This is a genomic window from Streptomyces sp. NPDC058751 (genome assembly GCF_042746485.1).
Taxonomy (GTDB): domain Bacteria; phylum Actinomycetota; class Actinomycetes; order Streptomycetales; family Streptomycetaceae; genus Streptomyces.
This window is the reverse complement of record NZ_JBHYPZ010000045.1, coordinates 15,611-31,683: the sequence shown is the minus strand read 5'-3', so window position 1 is coordinate 31,683 and position 16,073 is coordinate 15,611. Positions and strand designations below refer to the sequence as shown.

Below are 16,073 nucleotides of genomic sequence, written 5' to 3'. Positions count from 1 at the left end.
ATCGGAGCATGAACATCTCCGGAAACACCGTCTTCATCCCCGGGGCCACCAGCGGTATCGGCCTCGCTCTCGCCCTCGCGCTGAAGGCGAGGGGCAACACCGTCGTCGTCGGCGGCAGGCGCGCCGACGTGCTGGACCGGATCGCGGCCGAGCACCCCGGTATCGACACCGTGCGCATCGACACCGCGGACGCGGCGAGCATCACCGCCGCCGCACGGCAGGTGCTGACCGCCCATCCGGACCTCGACGTCCTGGTGACGATGGCCGGAATCATGCGGGCCGAGGACTGGCGCAAGCCCGAGTCGTTCCTCGCCGACGCCGAGTCGACCGTGACGACGAACGTACTCGGTCCGATCCGGCTCATCGCCGCGTTCGTCGAACACCTCCAGAACCGCCCGTCCGCCACGATCATGACCGTGTCCTCGGGCCTGGCGTTCACCCCGCTGCGGATCACGCCGAGCTACAACGCGTCGAAGGCCGCGATCCACATGCTCAGCGAGTCCGTCCGGCTGCAGCTCTCCGGTACGTCCGTGAGCGTCGTGGAGCTCGTACCGCCGGCGGTGCGCACGGAGCTGATGCCCGGTCACGAGGAGAACGAACACGCCATGCCGCTCGACGAGTTCGTCGCCGAGGTGATGGACCTGATCGAATCCCGGCCCGACGCGAAGGAGATCCAGGTCGAGCGGGTGAAGTTCCTGCGCTACGGCGAGGCTCGTGGCGACTACGACCAGGTCGTCGAGACCCTCAACCTCCCGCTGCCGACGCATCCGTGAAGCGAGGCGGGCGAGCCGCCCGCGGCAGCACGGGGACTGCGGGGAGTCCGATTCGGCAGCCACGTCATGGGGCCGACACCCCCTACCGAACACCTCATCACGGTTCGTAGGATTGCCCTACCGTCGACGCCGGCAAGGGACGAGGCCGATGCAGACCGATGACATCCTGTGGCACGCCAACATGGTGTCCGCGAAACGACCTGGGCGTCGCTGGCTGATGAACACCCTGGGTACGGCCGGATTGACCACCCTGGCCCTCCTGCTCACAGCGACCGGAGGCGGCGTCGACGGAGTGCTCTTCCGCGTCGCCCTGGGCGGTACGGCGCTCACCTTCGCGGTCTGGGCCTTCCTCCTCGTACGTGACCTCAGGTCGCTGGTCGAGGTGCGGGTGACCGACGGAGGACGGCAACTGCGGATGACGACGACCGCGGGCCGCGTCCTGACGCGCGCGGCGAACGATGTGGCCCGGGTCAACCTGGTGTACACACCGTGGCAGGACGCCTCGGCCGTCACCCAGGGCACACTGACGCTGGAACTGCGGCTTCGCCAGGGCGTCCTGGGCTACCGCGGTCGATGGCGTGGCACGAACACCGAGGAAACACGGCAGACCGTGGCCACGTGGCAGCGCGCCTGTCCTGCCGCCGCCATCACGGAGAGCCTCCGCATCAGGGCCGCGGGGACCGGGGACTGACGAGTTCGCGCACGGTTGGCCTCGGCGCGTCGAGGGTGGTGGGCGAGGGCACGCCAGTTCTTCGGGGGAGCGATGCCGTGCTCGACGCGGATGCGCCGTGAGGAGTGGGCGACCGGGGCGAGTTCAACCCGAAGGTGATATGGGCGATATCTACCGTAAGCTCTCTTTCAGTTCCTCCGCGCTACCCGACGCACCGAAATGCAACCGCCAGTTGATCCCCAACACCATGACGGGGGACACTACTCGGCGGATGCGCGTTCCCGACCGGGTGGCACTCGCTTCGGCATCCTCCCGCACAGGTCACCGAAGGCTATTTACCCAAGGATTACTGGGCAGTTGACCTCAGGGTTTCGTGGTAGCGTCCTTGTTCCGAGGGACAGTGCAACCTGAAAGGGAAATCGTGAACACGGAGAAGATCGCCGCTCGCCGCCTCTCGCTGGAAGAGGTGACGAAGCTCGGTGTGAAGGACAAGCTCTTCATTTCCGCCGACACGGCAGAACTCAAGCTTCCCGGCTGCTATGTCCCTGCTTTTCTGATCAAGTCCGGTGAGGATTTCGAGGGCGGCTCCGTCACGGCGAGAACCGTATTCCAGGAAGAGGTCTCCTGCCTTCCCGACGACGAGAATGAAGCCGGAATCTACTTGGCCGACGAGAACGGCTCGGTGACCATCGAGGTCCTCCAGTCCGCCGGTGTCGTGCTGGACCTGGCGCTTTTCGTCCCCGGTGGGGACAAGGGGGCCCTCACGGCCCTTTACGCCGCGGCCCGGCAGGCGTTCGGCGCCGACATCGTGCAGATCTGGCGCCAGGGCCTCAAGGAGGTTCCCGACGTGAAGGTCGACATCTTCGAGGAGCAGGTTCCCCGGGGGCGCAAGGGGGGCGACACCCCCAAGCGTGACCGTCGCGCGATCGACACCTACCCCACCCGTGCGGACTTCATCGAGTTCTCCGCGGGATGGAAGCCGGTCGTCGAGATTCACAAGCCGGTCGTCGACGACACCCCGACCATCTGAGGCGGCGTCACCTCTCGTTCTCGACCCGGGAGAACGCCGGGAACGCGTGCACCGGACCCGGCCGAACTCCGATCGGCCCGGGGATCCGCCGGAAAACAACTCACGAACGCCGAAGCGCCGTTCCACTCGACGGCCTCGCGGGACAGCCCGTCCGACCAAGACCAAGCCCTGAGGTCGTCATGCGACAGCCCTCAGGGCTTCGGCGTGGTCGAGTGACGTCCACTTCGCACTCGGGCGAGTGCGGCGGGCCGTGCCGACGCGGGCGGCGACTCCTCCGGACGCAGAGACTTGCGCCCCGTCTGAACGTACCTCCCCGGACCATCAGGATCCGTTGTCAGGGCGTCCGTTCCGAAGGATCAGCCTCGAACGGGGGCGGTACCGGCAGTGCGGTCAGTAGGGGGACACCGCGTTGTTCTCGGCCCAGAGTTTCTCGGCGTCGGAGCCTGCCGGGGGCGGTGCGATCCCGTTGATCATCCAGAGGTCTTCGCTGGTCTCGTCGACGTGGAACTCCCAGTGCAGCCCTGGGTGCCGTTCGAGGTGGGGCTGCAGCATGCCCTTGATCCACCGGGCGTTCCGGCGCCGACTCTCCCGGTCGGGGCTGCGGCGGGCGATGTGGTCGATGGTGATGCGGACTCCGACCGGGGCGGGTTCCCCGCCGACGTAGAAATCCTCGGGCCGGGTCTCGTGGAACACTGTGACCACATAGAACCGGGGCAGTCCGGCCTTTTCGTAGTGGTCGGCTATGTGTGAGGCGAGTCGGCGCTTCTCCTCGGCGGTGAAGATTCCGGGTGTGTGATGAACGGTCCACAACGGCATGGCGGTTCGCCACTCCTCGATCGTCGGGTCGGGATGTTCAACGGGCGGCCGAGAGGGCCAGGTGTTCCGCGGGGCCCGACAGAGCCGCCTTCGCGGCGACCGTGACGTCGTCGGCGAGCACCTCCACCTGGCTAACGATCTCGTTAGCCAGATCGAACCACGCCCCGCTGGGTAACGCAAGCGTTAGTTACAATGGCGGGGTGGTGATGAACTTCGAGGAACGGCTGGGCGACCGGGACGCGTGGTCGATCGGCGACGGATGCTCGGCCGGACGCGTGCTGGACCTGCTCAGCACCAGGACGGTGTTCCTGGTGGTCCGCGAATGCTTCTACGGCACGACCAAGTTCGACGACTTCGTGGCGCGGATGGGAACCTCGGCACCCGCGGTGTCGCGAGCGCTCAAACAGCTGAAGGCCGCGGGTGTCGTCGAGCCCGTTCCCTATCGGGAGCCGGGAAACCGTGCCCGCACCGAGTACCGGCTGACCCGGGCCGGCGAGGACCTGCTGCCGGTGTTCTTGTCACTGATGCAATGGGGCGACAAGTACCTGCAGGAAGACCGCCCGCCCCTGTCGTTCGTCGAGGCCGGAACCGGCCGTCCGGTACGGGCCCGCGTAACCGCGGAGCCGGCGCCGGAGGCGGTGTCCGACGACATCGAGATCCGGTTGAACCCCGCCTGGCGACGCGACTAGAGACCTTCGACGGTCGAGGTCACGGTGGTTTCACGGCGCGGCGCGTCGGAAGGTCCCCGGAGTGATGCCGTACGTGCGCTTGAACCAGCGGTGGAAGTGCGCCTGGTCGGAGAAACCGGCGGACGCCGCGGCGTCCGCCGACGACAGGCCGCCGAGCGGCATCCCGTCGGCGCGTCCGTCGGAGGCGTCGGCGAGTATCCCGCGCACCAGCGTTCAAGCCAGGCGGGGGGCCGGTCCCGCAGAGTCGCGGCCATGGAAACACGGAGTTGGACGAACGGTCCGTACCTGCACCTGTCGATGACCATGGCGCTCTGGGGGAGCGCCTTCTCGAGTTCCAAAGCGGTCGTGGAGCACGTTCCCCACTCCGTGGGCGCCTTCTTACGGTTCGGCGGCGCCGCCGTCGCCCTGCTCCTGGCCGTCCGGCTGGTCGGCGACCGCGGGACGTGCGTCCCGGCCCGCAACGCACGGCACGCGGCGGGGGCGGGCGTGCTGGGCCTCGTACACACTGGTGGGCCCCCGTGTCCTGTCCGGAGTCGAACCACTGCGCGCCACCACGTACGCGACCTGCGCGGGTGCCCTGCTGCTGGGTGTCCTCGCCGCAGTGGTCAACACTCTGTGCGCCACGTTCTTCCTCGGCGAGTCCTTCGGCCGGTCGCAGGGAGCGGGGGCGCTGATCCTGCTCGCGGGAGCCGCTCTCGCCGTCACCCAGGGCAGGCTGCCCGGACGCAGGGCCGTCTCCGCCCGGCCGCCGGCCGCGACGACCGCGGCCGGCCGGAGCGACGCGCGGGGTGAAGCGGCGGGGTGAAGCGGCGTCCGCCTCCACAGCTCAGCACGCAACTCACCCACGATCGCGACGAGTTCCGCATGGCTCGGCGACTCGCTCTCGGACATGCCCCCATGACCGGCCGGTCGAGGACACAAGATCACCCCCGGCGGGACACCGGACATCGCCGAGATCAACCCGCCGGGCGGACCCGAGCGGAAGGATCGGCTTGCGCCGCCTCCTGGAAGTCGGCGACGTCCCCTCCGTACTCCCTGGCCCAGTCCGTCAAGACCTCGATGGGTTCGATGAGGGTCCGACCGAGGTCGGTGAGACTGTATTCGACCCGCTTCGGCGCTTCGGCACGGCGGTCGACCAGGCCGTACTCCTGGAGCCGGCGCAACGTCTGGGTGAGGACCTTGCGCGAGACGCCGCCGATGAGGTCGACGAGTTCACCGTGCCTGCGGGGCTTCTGGCCGAGGCCGAAGAGCACGAGCACGGCCCATTTGTCGGAGATGATCTCGACTGCCAGACGAGTGGGGCAGTCGGCGAGGGAGGCTGCTCCGTCCACATTCTGCATGAAGGCCGAAGGTACCAGGAGGTAACCCACGGCTCCGTAGCGTTCTCCTCGATCAGGAAACCAGCACCGGATGCGGAGGAGTCACCATGCCACGAGTCGTCGTGTTCGACGAGTTCGGCGGGCCGGAGGTCATGCACGTCGTCGAGGAACCCCTCTCCGAGCCCACGGCCGGCGAGGTCCGGGTCAGGATGGAGGCGTTCGCCGTCAACCCGCTCGACCAGATGATGCGTTCCGGTGCCTCGCCCGCGCCCGTCCCCCTGCCGCACGCCCGCCTCGGCGTCGAAGGAACCGGCGTCGTCGACGCGCTGGGGCCTGGGACCACCGGGCTGAGGACCGGTGATCCGGTCATCCTCACGGCCGTTCCGGACGCGAGCGTCCGGGGCAGCTACGCCGAATACACCACGGTCCCCGTGAACCGGGTCGCCGCCCGGCCGACAGGGCTCGGAATCACGGAGGCGGCGGCGGTCTGGGTCGCCTTCTCCACCGCCTACGGCGCGCTGGTCGAGAAGGCGGGGATGCGGCCCGGCGACCACGTCCTCGTCACCGCCGCGTCCGGCGGCGTCGGCCGGGCGGCGATGCAGATCGCCCGTCAGATCGGTGCCGTGCCCATCGCCGTCACCCGGCACACCGCGAAGAAGGACGAGCTGCTCGCCGCCGGTGCCGCCGCGGTCGTCGCCACCGACCACGAGGACATCGTCCAAGCCGTGGACCATCACACCGGCGGGACCGGCGCGGACATCGTCCTCGACCTCGTCAAGGGCCCCGGCCAGCAGGATCTCCTGAAGGCGGCCCGGCCCGGCGGAACACTGGTCGCCGCGGGCTTCCTCGACCCCCGGCCCACGCCTTTCCCCGCGGGCCCGCCGCTCACGATCTTCAGCTACGGGAGCTTCGAGCACACCCTCGACGCCGTCGTGGTGAAGCGCATGGCGGCCTTCCTGGACGCGGGCGTACGCCTCGGCGCGCTGCGTCCCGCCGTCGACGACAAGGTGTTCTCCCTCGACACGGTCGTCGAGGCGCACCGCCATTTCGAGAAGGGGCTGCACGCCGGGAAGAAGATCGTCGTGACGGCCTCCTGAGGCCGTGCCGGCTCAGGGCGTGGCGGAAACCAGGCCGATCCGGTAGGCGAGGACGACGGCTTGTACGCGGTCACGCAGGTCGAGTTTGGTCAGGATCCGCGACACATAGGTCTTGGCCGTCTCCGGTGCGATGAACATCTCCGCGGCGATCTCGGCGTTCGACAGCCCCTCGGCGATCAGCCGGAGCGCCTCCAGTTCACGGACGGTCAGCGCGCTCACGACTTCCTCCCTGGCCGGCCGGGAGGTGTCCGCCGGGCGCAGCCGTTCGGCGAAGTGGCCGATGAGGTGGCGGGTGACGGCCGGTGCCAGCAGTGCCTCGCCCCGGGCGACCGTGCGGATCCCGCCCACCAGCTCCGCCGGGGGTGAGTCCTTGAGGAGGAAGCCGCTCGCTCCGGCCCGGAACGCTTCGTAGACGTAGGAGTCGACGTTGAAGGTGGTGACGACCAGTACCTTCGGGGGCGCCACGGCATCGGGGCCGGCCAGTCGACGGGTCGCCTCGATGCCGTCGAGCAGGGGCATCCGGATGTCCATCACGACGACGTCGGGGCGCAGTTGCCACGCGGCCTGGACCGCCGCGTGCCCGTTCTCGGCCTCGCCGACGACCTCCAGGCCGGGCTGGGCGGAGAAGATGGTGGCGTAGCCGGTCCGCACCAGTGCCTGGTCGTCGCAGACGAGTACGCGGATCGGCGGTGGCGCGTCGGACACGGGTCACTCCTGCGTGGGCTGGACGGGGATCAGGGCACGGACACGGAACCTTCCGTCCGGCAGGGTCCCGGCCACCAGTTCACCATCGAGCATCCGTACCCGTGACCGCAGCCCGGTCAGTCCTCTTCCACCGCCGCGGCCCACCGTCCGGGCGGCGGGTGCGGCCGTCGAGGAGGGCGCGGTTCCTTCGGTGGCCACCTCGATCTCGATGTGCTCGTCGCCGTGCCGTACCAGGACCTGTGTCCGCTGCCCGACCGCGTGCTTCATCGCGTTGGTGAGCGCCTCCTGCACCACGCGGTACGCGACCAGTTCCACCTCCACGCTCCGCGCCCGCCACTCGCCCCGCTCGGTGAACTCGACCGGCTGGCCCGACATGCGGGCCTGCGCGACCAGGTCCCCCACTTTTCCCAGGGTGGGTGCCCGGTCCTCGGAAGCGGACGCGGGCCGGCCGGTCGCCTCCAGTACGCCGAGCAGGTACCGCAGCTCGGTGAGCGCCCGGCGACCGGTGTCGCTGACGGCCGTCAGACTGTCGACGGCACGCTCCGGCGCGGACGTGAGCAGGAACTGCGCCGCGTCGGACTGGACCACCATGGCCGTCACATGGTGGGTCACCACATCGTGCAGTTCGCGCGCGATATGTGCGCGCTCGGCGGCCGCGGCCACCTCCGCGGCCAGCCGCCGCCGCTCGGCCTCCCCCGCCCGACGCCTGCGTATGCCGCTCCCCAGCAGCCAGACCCCTGCCAGAACCAGAAAGAACGCGAGGTGGTCCGGGATCCGCGTCGGTGAGCCGAGGCGGTGCAGGACGACCGCCAGCACGGCGTAGCCCGCGCCCGCCGCGATGGCGAGAGCGCGGCGGAAGGAGACCTGGTGGGCTCCGGCGGAGTAGAGGGCCGCGTAGAGCCCGACGCTCCCGAACGTCGCCGGACAGCCCAGGGCCTGGTGCACCGCGAAGGCGCATCCGACAGCGACGAGACAGACCGCGGGCCGCCGGGTGCGCAACGCCAGCGGCAGGGTCTGCGCCAGGGTCAGCCCGATGCTCAAGGGGCCCGGCGGCCGACCGGACAGGTCGCCGATCTGCGCCCCGATCTGCGACAGGGTCGGCACGAAGGCCAGCACGGTGAGAACCAGCGCGAAAGCACCGTCCTTGACGGGTTGCCGACCTTCCGTCATCCAGCCGAGCGGCCTCCGTGGCAGCGTCGGTGTCCGAGACCACCCGGGCATCGTCACTTCCCTCTCCGTTCCGTTCCGGTCAGCCGTGGGCGGTGCCGCGCGCGCGGGGCTCAGCGGACGGCGCGCCGCCGGGGCAGCAGACCGCCCCGCCGATGGGCGAGGACGAACATCGGGACCGCCAGCGCCACACTGATGAGGACGGCGACGATCGACGCCTCCAGACCGAAACCTCCACCGGTCAGCAGGCCCGAACCGCTGACGTGCACGGACAGCAGCCCCCCTTCGGCGTTGCCCGAGACCGGGATGCCGAGCAGCTGCTCGGTGGCGTTCCAGGCGAAGTGCATACCCACGACGAACCAGATGCTGCGCCGCCACAGGAACGCCGCGCCGAGCAGCACGCCCGCCTCGACGGCGATCGCCAGGGCGCTCCACGCCGTGGCCCCGGGGTTCGCCAGGTGCGCGGCACCGAAGAGCAGCGCGGTGATCGCGACGGCGGCACGGCTGCCGAACAGTCGCTCCAGGGCCAGGAGGGCGAGGCCGCGGAACATCAGCTCCTCCGTGACCGCCGCGCCCGCCTGCACGGTGACCGCGGACGCCACGACGGAGAAGAACCCGTTTCCGGCCCAAAAGAACGAGTAGCCTCCGAACGCCGCGACCACGAGGGCGGACACGAGGACGAAGACCAGGCCGATCCCGCCGCCGAACACCACCTCCCGCACGGCCCCGCGCCGGGCGATCTCCGCCGTCGGTCGTCGCGCGACGAAGCGCAGGACCGCCCAGTACACGACCGTCGCGACGGCGGCTCCCAGCACCGGCACCGGTCCCGGCCCGGTCGCGGTCACGCTGGAGACCGCCCCCACGCCGACGATCCCGATCAGCATCCAGCCGAGCGGAGAGCGGCAGATCCGGCCGACGCGGCCACCGCTCGAAACGGAGACGTCCGAAACGGAGACGTCCGCGAGCCGGTCCCGGTCCGCCTCGTGGTGCGTGGTGGATGGTGTGTCCATCATGGCCTCCCCCTGGTGTCCGGCCGCCCGGGCGGCAACCTGACAGCCATGCTAGGAATCCCGCGACATCCGCGGTTCACCCGCGAGCGGACAACCCCGGTAGCTCTTACGGGGGATGCGTTCCCGCCCCCTGCCGTGCATTCGCAGCGCACCCCCTGTCCTACCCGGCCGCGCCGACGCTTTCACCGCCCCGGGCCCCTGCCTCACCGTGCCTCCACCCGCCCTCGGCCCGCCCGGTTCCCGGCTCGGGACGTCACCCCGGTACCGTGCCAAGTTCAAGATCGCTCACGGAAGCGCGGCCGTCCCCGTCGGACGGCCCCTGGCCCGTGATGTCGCCGAGGTACAGCGCGGCGAGCCGTGGGAGGCGGCTGTGCATCTCGGCGGCGTCGTCGAAGTCGAAGTCTTCGCCCATTCCGTCGTCGCCGCGGCGTGCGGGGCGGTCGCGCGAGGCCTCGTACTCGGTCCACGCCTCGTAGAAATCCTCTTCGTCTCCGGTGACGCGCCCGAACGCGCGGGCGGCCACGTAGTTGACGTCCTCGTCGAAGAGCGCCTCGTCGCGGTACGCCCCTGCTGCGGCGATCACCGCCGGGTGCCCGGCGAGTCCGTCCGGGTCGGCCGCCGCCTTCTCGTACCAGTCCCGGCCCAGGGCGACGAGCCCGGCGCGGAAGTCCATGAAGCTGTCGTCGGAGCAGCCCCCGCCGATGAGGTAGGCGGCCGCCCACACGTCCCATCGGTACACGGCGCCGCTCACCTCGTCGAAGCGCTCCTGGTAACGCAGAATGTCTTCCTTGCTGCGGGTGGCCAGATCGTCGGCCAGCACCTCGGCGAACGGCCTGTCCGCCGAGGCGGCCGAGCGTGCGGCTTCGATGGTGGTCCAGAACTCAGTGGTGTCCATGCCTGGGCACTGTGCCACCCGGGTCTGACAACGGCGCCGGCGATCACGCCCGTGCGCCGGCGTCCACGGGCAGGCGCTCAGCCCCGCGGAGCCGGGGAAAGCACCGTGCGCCGTTCCGGTCGGGCGGACCGGCGCAGCAGGAGCGATGGATGCCTACCGCATCCGCCGCACGGCCCGGTACTGGCGCAGCAACACCCCCAGCAGAGCCGGTACGGAAGGACGTGCGCCGCCGTCGACGAGGCCGCCGCCCTTCCGCCCGACCGCACGCAACTGGAGCTCCTGCACCTGCAGCAGGGCGGTGACGAAGGGACGCGTCCGCGGACGCACCAGGAACGCCAGCTGTCCGCTCGCGGACAGTCGTGGACGGACCAGGTCGACCTGTTCCGCGACCAGTTGGCCCAGTCGCGCCCGAACGGCGGCCGTGGGACTGCGCAGAGCCTCCACCGACAGGCCGTGACGCTCCAACTCCTTGCCCGGGATGCCCGGTTGTCCCTGTCCCGCGTCCTCGGCGAGGTCGTCGAGGAAGTCGATGCGCTGCATCGCCTCGATGAGGTCACGGCAGCGCTGCACGAACACCTCGTCCTCGGCGGTGTCCTCCCGCTCCAGCAGGCAGGCCAGGAGCATGAAACCGGGCAGCGCGTACCCGTCGACATAGGCCTGCAGTTCGTCCTCGGTGTCGAACCCGGTGTAGTCGACCTCGTGTTGCGCTCCTCGCAGGAAGTCCTCGACACACTGCCGCAGTTGGGTGTGCCGCGTGACCGCGTCCGCGAGCACCCCGAGCGTCGCGTCGCCGCCGGTCTCACCGTCGAGCGCCGAACGCGTGGCGGACGCCCACGACTCCAGCGCCGTGGCGCGCGCTTCGCGGGTGCCGGTGTCGATGCGCTCGTCCGTCTCGTGCATGAAGGCGACCGCGGCGACGGCCGGTGGGTGCAGGTGCGCCGGAAGCAGGAGCCTGACGGTCAGGAACTCCGCGGGCTTGTAGCGCCGTACGAACCTGCGTTGCCGGCCGTACGCGGTCCGTAGGTCCGGCTCCGTGATGCCGGTCTCGCGCAGCGTGCGGGTCCACGTGGACATGTCGCGTTCCTTGGTCTGCCTGTGGGTCGGGGGGTGGGGATCCGGACCGCGCGGCGGTCGTCGCGTCAAGTGTGCTTCTGCAGGGTACGAGTTCGCCCCTGACGACGGAGGTGGCCTTCGCCTCAGTCGATCGGCGGTCGTGAAAGCTCGTACGACCGGGCGGCCTTGGCGGTGAGGTAGCGCTGCTCGGGGGTGCTGGTGGTGAGGGCTGCCGCCAGGCGGTAGTGGTAGGCGGCGCGGGCCGGCTCTCCGGCCGTCTCCAGCAGGTGGGCCCGCACCGCGTGCGTCCGGTGGTGGCCGGCGAGGGGGCCGCGGTCGTCGGCGGTGAGTTGATCGAGCAGGGCCAGGGCGGCGGCCGGACCGTCGACCATGGCGAGGGCGACCGCCCGGTTGAGGGTGACCAGCGGGCCTCCCGCGACGAGTTCGAGCAGCTCGTACAGGCCGTGGATCTGTGGCCAGTCGGTGTCCTCCGCGCGAACGGCGGCGTCGTGGACGGCCGCGATGGCCGCCTGCAACCGGTACGCGCCGGGCCGCCCGCCCTTCGAGAACGTGCCGACGAGCAGCGCGGAGCCCTCCTGGACCATACGGCGGTTCCAGAGCGTGCGGTCCTGCTCGGCCAGGGGGACCAGCTCGCCGTGCGTGCCGGTCCGCGCGGGTCGGCGGGCCTCGGTCAGCAGCATCAGGGCCAGCAGACCGGCCACCTCGCCCTCGGCCGGCAGGATCCGGTGCAGTTGCCGGGCCAGCCGGATGGCCTCCGTCGACAGGTCCGCGCGATGCAGCGCCGGTCCCGCGGAAGCGGTGTAGCCCTCGTTGAACAGCAGGTACAGCACGTGCAGCACGGAGCCGAGCCGAGCCGGCCAGTCCGGCACGTCCGGCGTCGGCATCTCGAACACCGCCGATGACGCCCTCAGGCGCTGCTTGGCCCGGCTGATGCGCTGCGCCATCGTCGCCTCGGGCACCAGGTAGGCGGCGGCGATCTCGGCGGTCGTCAGTCCGCCGACCGCCCGGAGCGTCAGGGCGGTCGCCGAGGCGGGTGTGAGTACGGGATGGCAGCACATGAACAGCAGCACCAGAGTGTCGTCGCCGGCGGGGCCCGTGCCCGGGGCCGGCTCCCTCGCCACGCGTTCCTCGCGCTGCCGCCGGGCGGTCTCGCTGCGCATCCGGTCGGTGTGGCGGTGCGTGGCGGTCCGCAGCAGCCAGCCGCGCGGATTCTCCGGTACCCCGTGTACGGGCCAGTGCCGGGCGGCGGCGATCAGGGCTTCCTGGACCGCGTCCTCGCACGCGTCGAAGTCCCCTTGCCGCCGGGCGAGCAGGCCGAGGACCTGCGGCGCCAGGGAGCGCAGCAGGTCCTCCACACCCGAGCCGTCGGTCACAGGTCGAACGCGACGGCGTCCATCACCCGGCGCACCTCGACCGGCTGCCGTGTCGGGACGCCACCGGGGCCGGGCACCGCCGAGATCCTGGCGGCGATCTCCAGCGCCCGGGCCTCGGAATCCACGTCGACGACGTTGAACCCGGCCAGCACTTCCTTGGACTCCGGGAACGGTCCGTCGGTCACCACCGGGGCGGTGGCACCGTCCGAGCGCACGATCCTCGCGAGACGCGGGTCGGCCAGCCCGGTGAACTGCACCATCTCACCGCTCTCGACCAGTTCCTCGGTCAGCGCCGCGTAGTAGTCGAAGTGCGCCGCGATGTCGCCCGGGGCCCACTCGTCCATGGGCTGCTCGAACTCTCCACCGTCGTGGTTGACCAGCAGCAGGAACTTCGGCACGTGAACTCCTCGATCTTCGGCGCGCCCAGTGTGACGCACTCCCCCCGTGAACGGAGCCGCCGGCGGTTTCTCTACATCGCCGAGAAGTACAATTTGGGTCCGAACGATCAAGGGAGCGTGCCTGTGCCCGGCCATCGGTCCATCACCGAAGCGGAGAAGCTGGCGGCTGCGAAGCTGGGCGGCATCCAGGTGCACCACGAGCAGATGGCGGTGGTCGCGAACGTCTACCGCGCCGCCTCCGCGGTCCGCCAGCACCTGGAGAACTCGGTCCTGCGCGACGCCGATCTGACCTGGACGTCCTTCGTCGTGCTCTGGGTGGTCTGGGTCTGGGGCGAGTCGGAGACCCGGCACGTCGCCGAGGAGGCCGGCATCTCCAAGGGCACGCTCACCGGCGTCTCGCGGACCCTGGAGGGACGGGGGCTGCTGACACGGGCCGGCCATCCCTCCGACGGCCGGCTGAAGCTGCTCGGTCTCACCGACGAGGGCGAGGCACTGATGCGGCGCCTGTTCCCGCGGTTCAACCAGGAGGAGGCGTTCGTCGCCTCACGGCTCAGCGACGAGGAGTGCCGCACCGTCGCCGAAGGACTGCGGCAGATCGTGCGCCAGGTCGAGGAGGAGGGCGAGGAACGCCGCCTCACCCTCCTCGACGGCGCCGAACCGGCGCCCCGCCGCAGCGGCCGCCGGGCCAAGGGCTGAAGCCCGAGGACTGAGGGCTGAGGACTCAGGGCTGAGGACTCAGGGCTGAGGACTTGGCACTGAAGGGCCGGGACAACCCCGCGCCCCGCAGCCCTCAACCCCTCAGCCGACTCAGCCGACTCAGCCGACTCAGCCGACTCAGCGTCCCTCGCCGAATCAGCGCCCCTCGCCCGCCGCGCGGACCAGCGCGTCGAACAGGGCCTGCTGGGCCGGGTCTTCATGGGCCGTGTCCTCCGGATGCCACTGCACCGCCGTGAACCACCCCTCGGCGTCCGGGAGTTCAAGGCCCTCCACGGTGCCGTCCGCGGCACGTGCGGTGACCGTCAGACCCGAGCCGAGGCGTTCGACGCGCTGGTGGTGGTAGCAGGACGCCTCCACCTTCTGCGCTCCGGTGGCCCGTTCGAGCAGGGTTCCGCGCTCGACGGCCACCGGGTGCACGACGTGCCGGTGTTCACGGTCGGGACCGCCCATGTCCTGTTCCAGGGTGCCGCCGAGGACGACGTTGACGGCCTGGAGACCGCGGCAGACGGCCAGCAGGGGGATGCCCGATTCCAGTGCCCGGCGGGCGACTTCGAGGTCGAAGGCGTCCTGGAGGTCGTCGACGTCGTAGACGCTGTCGTGGGTGTCGGCGGCCCCGTAGCGGTGGGGAGCGAGGTCGCCGCCGCCGGGGAGCAGGACCCCGTCGAAGCGGGCGAGGCGCGCGGCCACGTCCGTGTCGGCCGGATCGGCCGGGTGGATGGTCGCCGGTTCGCCGCCCGCCCGCCACACCGCCTCGACCAGGGCGCGGGCGTTGACCTCGGCTGCGTACCGCAGGGCGGAGGTCGTCGCGGAGAAGCGGGCGGGGACGGCGATCAGGGGGCGCGTCACAGCTGGATCCAGGTGGTCTTGAGTTCGGTGTACTTCTCCAGGGCGTGGGCCGACTTGTCGCGGCCGTTGCCCGACTGCTTCATGCCTCCGAAGGGGACGGTCAGGTCGCCCTCCTCGTAGCAGTTGACCCAGACCGTGCCGGCCCTCAGGGCGCGGGAGACCCGGTGCGCGGTGGAGAGGTCAGAGGTCCACAGTCCGGCGGCGAGGCCGTACTCGGTGTCGTTGGCCAGCCGTACGGCCTCGTCCAGGTCGTCGAACGCGAGGACCGACAGGACCGGACCGAAGATCTCCTCCCGGGCGAGCCCCGTGCCGGGGTCCACCCGGTCGAAGACGGTCGGTTCCAGGAAGCTGCCGCCGGTGTCGGTGAGGGTGCGGGAGCCGCCGGTGCGCAGCCGGGCGCCGTCGGCCAGGCCGGTGGCGATGTGGTCCTGTACGCGCGCCAGGTGCGCCTCGCCGACCAGGGCGCCCATCTCGGTGGACGGGTCGAGGGGGTCGCCGATCCGCAGTTCACGTGCGCGTCGTACGACGGACTCGGTGACCTGTTCGGCGATCGAGGCGTGCACGAGCAGCCGGGAGGGGGCCGTGCACATCTCGCCCTGGTTGAAGAAGATGCCCCAGGCGGCGGTGGCGGCCGCCTTCTCCAGGTCGGGGGCGTCGGGGAGGATGATGTTCGGCGACTTGCCGCCCAGTTCGAGCCATACGCGCTTGAGGTTGGAGTCGGCGGCGTAGCGCAGGAAGTGACGGCCGACGGCGGTGGAGCCGGTGAAGGCGAGGACGTCGACGTCCGGGTGGAGGCCGATCGCCCGGCCGGCCACCGGTCCGGTGCCTCCCACGACGTTGAGGACGCCCGGCGGCAGTCCGGCCTCGGTGGCGATCCTGCCCAGGAGGAGCGCGGACAGGGGCGAGTTCTCGGAGGGCTTGAGGACGACCGTGCAGCCGGCGGCGAGCGCGGGGGCGACCTTCCAGCCGGCGAGGGTCAGGGGGAAGTTCCACGGCACGACGGCGCCGACGACGCCGGCCGGCTCCCGGGTGACCAGGGCGAGCGCGTCCGCCGCGGTGTGCGGGGACTCGTCGGTGACCTTGTCGGCGAGCTGCCCGTACCAGCGGAAGGTGTTGATGAGGGCGCGCAGTTCGATCTCGTACGCGTCGGTGACGGGCTTTCCCATCTCCAGGCTGACGGTGAGCGCGAGGTCGGCGCGGCGCTCCTGGAGGAGGTCGGCGATGCGCAGCAGCGTCGCGCCGCGCTCGGCGGGCGCGAGGCGCGGCCAGGGGCCGGTGTCGAAGGCGCGGCGGGCGGCGGCGACGGCCGCGTCCACCTCGGCGGTGCCCGCGTCGGCGACCTGGGTGAGCACCCGGCCGTCCCGGGGTGAGACGGCGTCGAAGACCGCTCCCGCGCCGCCCTCGTCGGCGCCGTCGATGTGATGGGCGCCGGAAAGGTCCAGGGACTTGGCCCGGAGCAGCCACTCCTCGTAAGTGACGTCCGTCATGCGGGAC

19 protein-coding genes are annotated in these 16,073 nt (G+C 70.8%); 7 read left to right on the top strand and 12 right to left on the bottom strand.

Going from position 1 to position 16,073, the window contains the following annotated elements:
• The first annotated feature begins 8 nt into the window (after positions 1–8).
• From ACFW6B_RS32730 to ACFW6B_RS32720, 3 genes are all read left to right on the top strand, one after another.
• Positions 9–773: an SDR family oxidoreductase gene (locus ACFW6B_RS32730; RefSeq protein ID WP_386601832.1), complete on the top strand. Its 765-nt coding sequence runs from the start codon at positions 9–11 to the stop codon at positions 771–773.
• Positions 774–921: 148 nt separating this feature from the next.
• Positions 922–1,464 carry a hypothetical protein gene (locus ACFW6B_RS32725; protein ID WP_386601830.1) on the top strand — a complete coding sequence of 181 codons (543 nt, stop codon included), beginning with the start codon at positions 922–924 and terminating at the stop codon, positions 1,462–1,464.
• Positions 1,465–1,864: 400 nt separating this feature from the next.
• Complete coding sequence (locus ACFW6B_RS32720) at positions 1,865–2,473, top strand: hypothetical protein (RefSeq protein WP_386601925.1); 609 nt, start codon at positions 1,865–1,867, stop codon at positions 2,471–2,473.
• A 390-nt stretch (positions 2,474–2,863) separates the two neighbouring features.
• On the opposite strand, the gene ACFW6B_RS32715 is transcribed toward ACFW6B_RS32720, so the two are convergent.
• Complete coding sequence (locus ACFW6B_RS32715; RefSeq protein WP_386601827.1) at positions 2,864–3,289, bottom strand: tautomerase family protein; 426 nt, start codon at positions 3,287–3,289, stop codon at positions 2,864–2,866.
• A gap of 206 nt (positions 3,290–3,495) precedes the next feature.
• Here ACFW6B_RS32715 and ACFW6B_RS32710 point away from each other — a divergent pair, with 206 nt between their 5' ends.
• Positions 3,496–3,978 carry a winged helix-turn-helix transcriptional regulator gene (locus ACFW6B_RS32710; RefSeq protein ID WP_386601923.1) on the top strand — a complete coding sequence of 161 codons (483 nt, stop codon included), beginning with the start codon at positions 3,496–3,498 and terminating at the stop codon, positions 3,976–3,978.
• Positions 3,979–4,008: 30 nt separating this feature from the next.
• Here ACFW6B_RS32710 and ACFW6B_RS32705 read toward each other — a convergent pair whose 3' ends face one another.
• Positions 4,009–4,185: a helix-turn-helix domain-containing protein gene (locus tag ACFW6B_RS32705; protein ID WP_386601825.1), complete on the bottom strand. Its 177-nt coding sequence runs from the start codon at positions 4,183–4,185 to the stop codon at positions 4,009–4,011.
• A 301-nt stretch (positions 4,186–4,486) separates the two neighbouring features.
• Here ACFW6B_RS32705 and ACFW6B_RS32700 point away from each other — a divergent pair, with 301 nt between their 5' ends.
• Positions 4,487–4,783, top strand: a complete 297-nt coding sequence (locus ACFW6B_RS32700; RefSeq protein ID WP_386601823.1) for a hypothetical protein — start codon at positions 4,487–4,489, stop codon at positions 4,781–4,783.
• Between the two features lie 151 nt (positions 4,784–4,934).
• Here ACFW6B_RS32700 and ACFW6B_RS32695 read toward each other — a convergent pair whose 3' ends face one another.
• On the bottom strand, positions 4,935–5,318 hold the full coding sequence (locus ACFW6B_RS32695; protein WP_386601821.1) for a winged helix-turn-helix transcriptional regulator: 384 nt from the start codon (positions 5,316–5,318) through the stop codon (positions 4,935–4,937).
• An 86-nt stretch (positions 5,319–5,404) separates the two neighbouring features.
• Here ACFW6B_RS32695 and ACFW6B_RS32690 point away from each other — a divergent pair, with 86 nt between their 5' ends.
• The gene (locus ACFW6B_RS32690) at positions 5,405–6,394 is read left to right on the top strand and encodes a zinc-dependent alcohol dehydrogenase family protein (RefSeq protein WP_386601819.1); all 990 of its coding nucleotides are present in this window, start codon (positions 5,405–5,407) and stop codon (positions 6,392–6,394) included.
• Between the two features lie 12 nt (positions 6,395–6,406).
• On the opposite strand, the gene ACFW6B_RS32685 is transcribed toward ACFW6B_RS32690, so the two are convergent.
• The 7 genes from ACFW6B_RS32685 to ACFW6B_RS32655 all read right to left on the bottom strand — a co-directional run bounded on the left by ACFW6B_RS32685 (position 6,407) and on the right by ACFW6B_RS32655 (position 13,016).
• Positions 6,407–7,099, bottom strand: coding sequence for a response regulator (locus ACFW6B_RS32685; protein ID WP_386601817.1), 693 nt, complete (start codon positions 7,097–7,099; stop codon positions 6,407–6,409).
• A 3-nt stretch (positions 7,100–7,102) separates the two neighbouring features.
• The gene (locus ACFW6B_RS32680) at positions 7,103–8,269 is read right to left on the bottom strand and encodes a sensor histidine kinase (protein ID WP_386601815.1); all 1,167 of its coding nucleotides are present in this window, start codon (positions 8,267–8,269) and stop codon (positions 7,103–7,105) included.
• A gap of 110 nt (positions 8,270–8,379) precedes the next feature.
• Positions 8,380–9,279, bottom strand: a complete 900-nt coding sequence (locus ACFW6B_RS32675; protein ID WP_386601813.1) for a type II CAAX prenyl endopeptidase Rce1 family protein — start codon at positions 9,277–9,279, stop codon at positions 8,380–8,382.
• A gap of 250 nt (positions 9,280–9,529) precedes the next feature.
• Positions 9,530–10,171, bottom strand: a complete 642-nt coding sequence (locus ACFW6B_RS32670; protein WP_386601810.1) for a DUF4240 domain-containing protein — start codon at positions 10,169–10,171, stop codon at positions 9,530–9,532.
• A gap of 153 nt (positions 10,172–10,324) precedes the next feature.
• Positions 10,325–11,245, bottom strand: a complete 921-nt coding sequence (locus ACFW6B_RS32665; RefSeq protein WP_386601808.1) for a phytoene/squalene synthase family protein — start codon at positions 11,243–11,245, stop codon at positions 10,325–10,327.
• Positions 11,246–11,367: 122 nt separating this feature from the next.
• Positions 11,368–12,618: an RNA polymerase sigma factor gene (locus ACFW6B_RS32660; RefSeq protein ID WP_386601806.1), complete on the bottom strand. Its 1,251-nt coding sequence runs from the start codon at positions 12,616–12,618 to the stop codon at positions 11,368–11,370.
• Entirely contained in the window at positions 12,615–13,016 is a 402-nt protein-coding gene (locus ACFW6B_RS32655; protein ID WP_386601804.1) for a YciI family protein, read from the bottom strand. The genes ACFW6B_RS32660 and ACFW6B_RS32655 overlap by 4 nt, the downstream gene beginning before the upstream one ends.
• A 123-nt stretch (positions 13,017–13,139) precedes the next feature.
• Between ACFW6B_RS32655 and ACFW6B_RS32650 the strand changes: the two genes are divergently transcribed.
• Positions 13,140–13,712 (top strand): MarR family winged helix-turn-helix transcriptional regulator, encoded by a 573-nt coding sequence (locus ACFW6B_RS32650; RefSeq protein WP_386601802.1) that lies wholly within the window; start codon positions 13,140–13,142, stop codon positions 13,710–13,712.
• A 156-nt stretch (positions 13,713–13,868) separates the two neighbouring features.
• Here ACFW6B_RS32650 and ACFW6B_RS32645 read toward each other — a convergent pair whose 3' ends face one another.
• The gene (locus ACFW6B_RS32645; protein ID WP_386601800.1) at positions 13,869–14,579 is read right to left on the bottom strand and encodes a gamma-glutamyl-gamma-aminobutyrate hydrolase family protein; all 711 of its coding nucleotides are present in this window, start codon (positions 14,577–14,579) and stop codon (positions 13,869–13,871) included.
• Entirely contained in the window at positions 14,576–16,066 is a 1,491-nt protein-coding gene (locus ACFW6B_RS32640) for an aldehyde dehydrogenase (protein WP_386601798.1), read from the bottom strand. Before ACFW6B_RS32640 ends, ACFW6B_RS32645 begins: the two co-directional genes overlap by 4 nt.
• Positions 16,067–16,073 lie beyond the last annotated feature (7 nt).

Bases quoted from the DNA above. Each gene is read 5' to 3' on its own strand.
- ACFW6B_RS32730 (WP_386601832.1), top strand. From the start codon at position 9: ATGAACATCTCCGGAAACACCGTCTTCATCCCCGGGGCCACCAGCGGT.
- ACFW6B_RS32725 (WP_386601830.1), top strand. From the start codon at position 922: ATGCAGACCGATGACATCCTGTGGCACGCCAACATGGTGTCCGCGAAA.
- ACFW6B_RS32715 (WP_386601827.1), bottom strand. From the start codon at position 3,289: ATGCCGTTGTGGACCGTTCATCACACACCCGGAATCTTCACCGCCGAG.
- ACFW6B_RS32710 (WP_386601923.1), top strand. From the start codon at position 3,496: ATGAACTTCGAGGAACGGCTGGGCGACCGGGACGCGTGGTCGATCGGC.
- ACFW6B_RS32695 (WP_386601821.1), bottom strand. From the start codon at position 5,318: ATGCAGAATGTGGACGGAGCAGCCTCCCTCGCCGACTGCCCCACTCGT.
- ACFW6B_RS32690 (WP_386601819.1), top strand. From the start codon at position 5,405: ATGCCACGAGTCGTCGTGTTCGACGAGTTCGGCGGGCCGGAGGTCATG.
- ACFW6B_RS32680 (WP_386601815.1), bottom strand. From the start codon at position 8,269: ATGACGGAAGGTCGGCAACCCGTCAAGGACGGTGCTTTCGCGCTGGTT.
- ACFW6B_RS32675 (WP_386601813.1), bottom strand. From the start codon at position 9,279: ATGATGGACACACCATCCACCACGCACCACGAGGCGGACCGGGACCGG.
- ACFW6B_RS32670 (WP_386601810.1), bottom strand. From the start codon at position 10,171: ATGGACACCACTGAGTTCTGGACCACCATCGAAGCCGCACGCTCGGCC.
- ACFW6B_RS32665 (WP_386601808.1), bottom strand. From the start codon at position 11,245: ATGTCCACGTGGACCCGCACGCTGCGCGAGACCGGCATCACGGAGCCG.
- ACFW6B_RS32640 (WP_386601798.1), bottom strand. From the start codon at position 16,066: ATGACGGACGTCACTTACGAGGAGTGGCTGCTCCGGGCCAAGTCCCTG.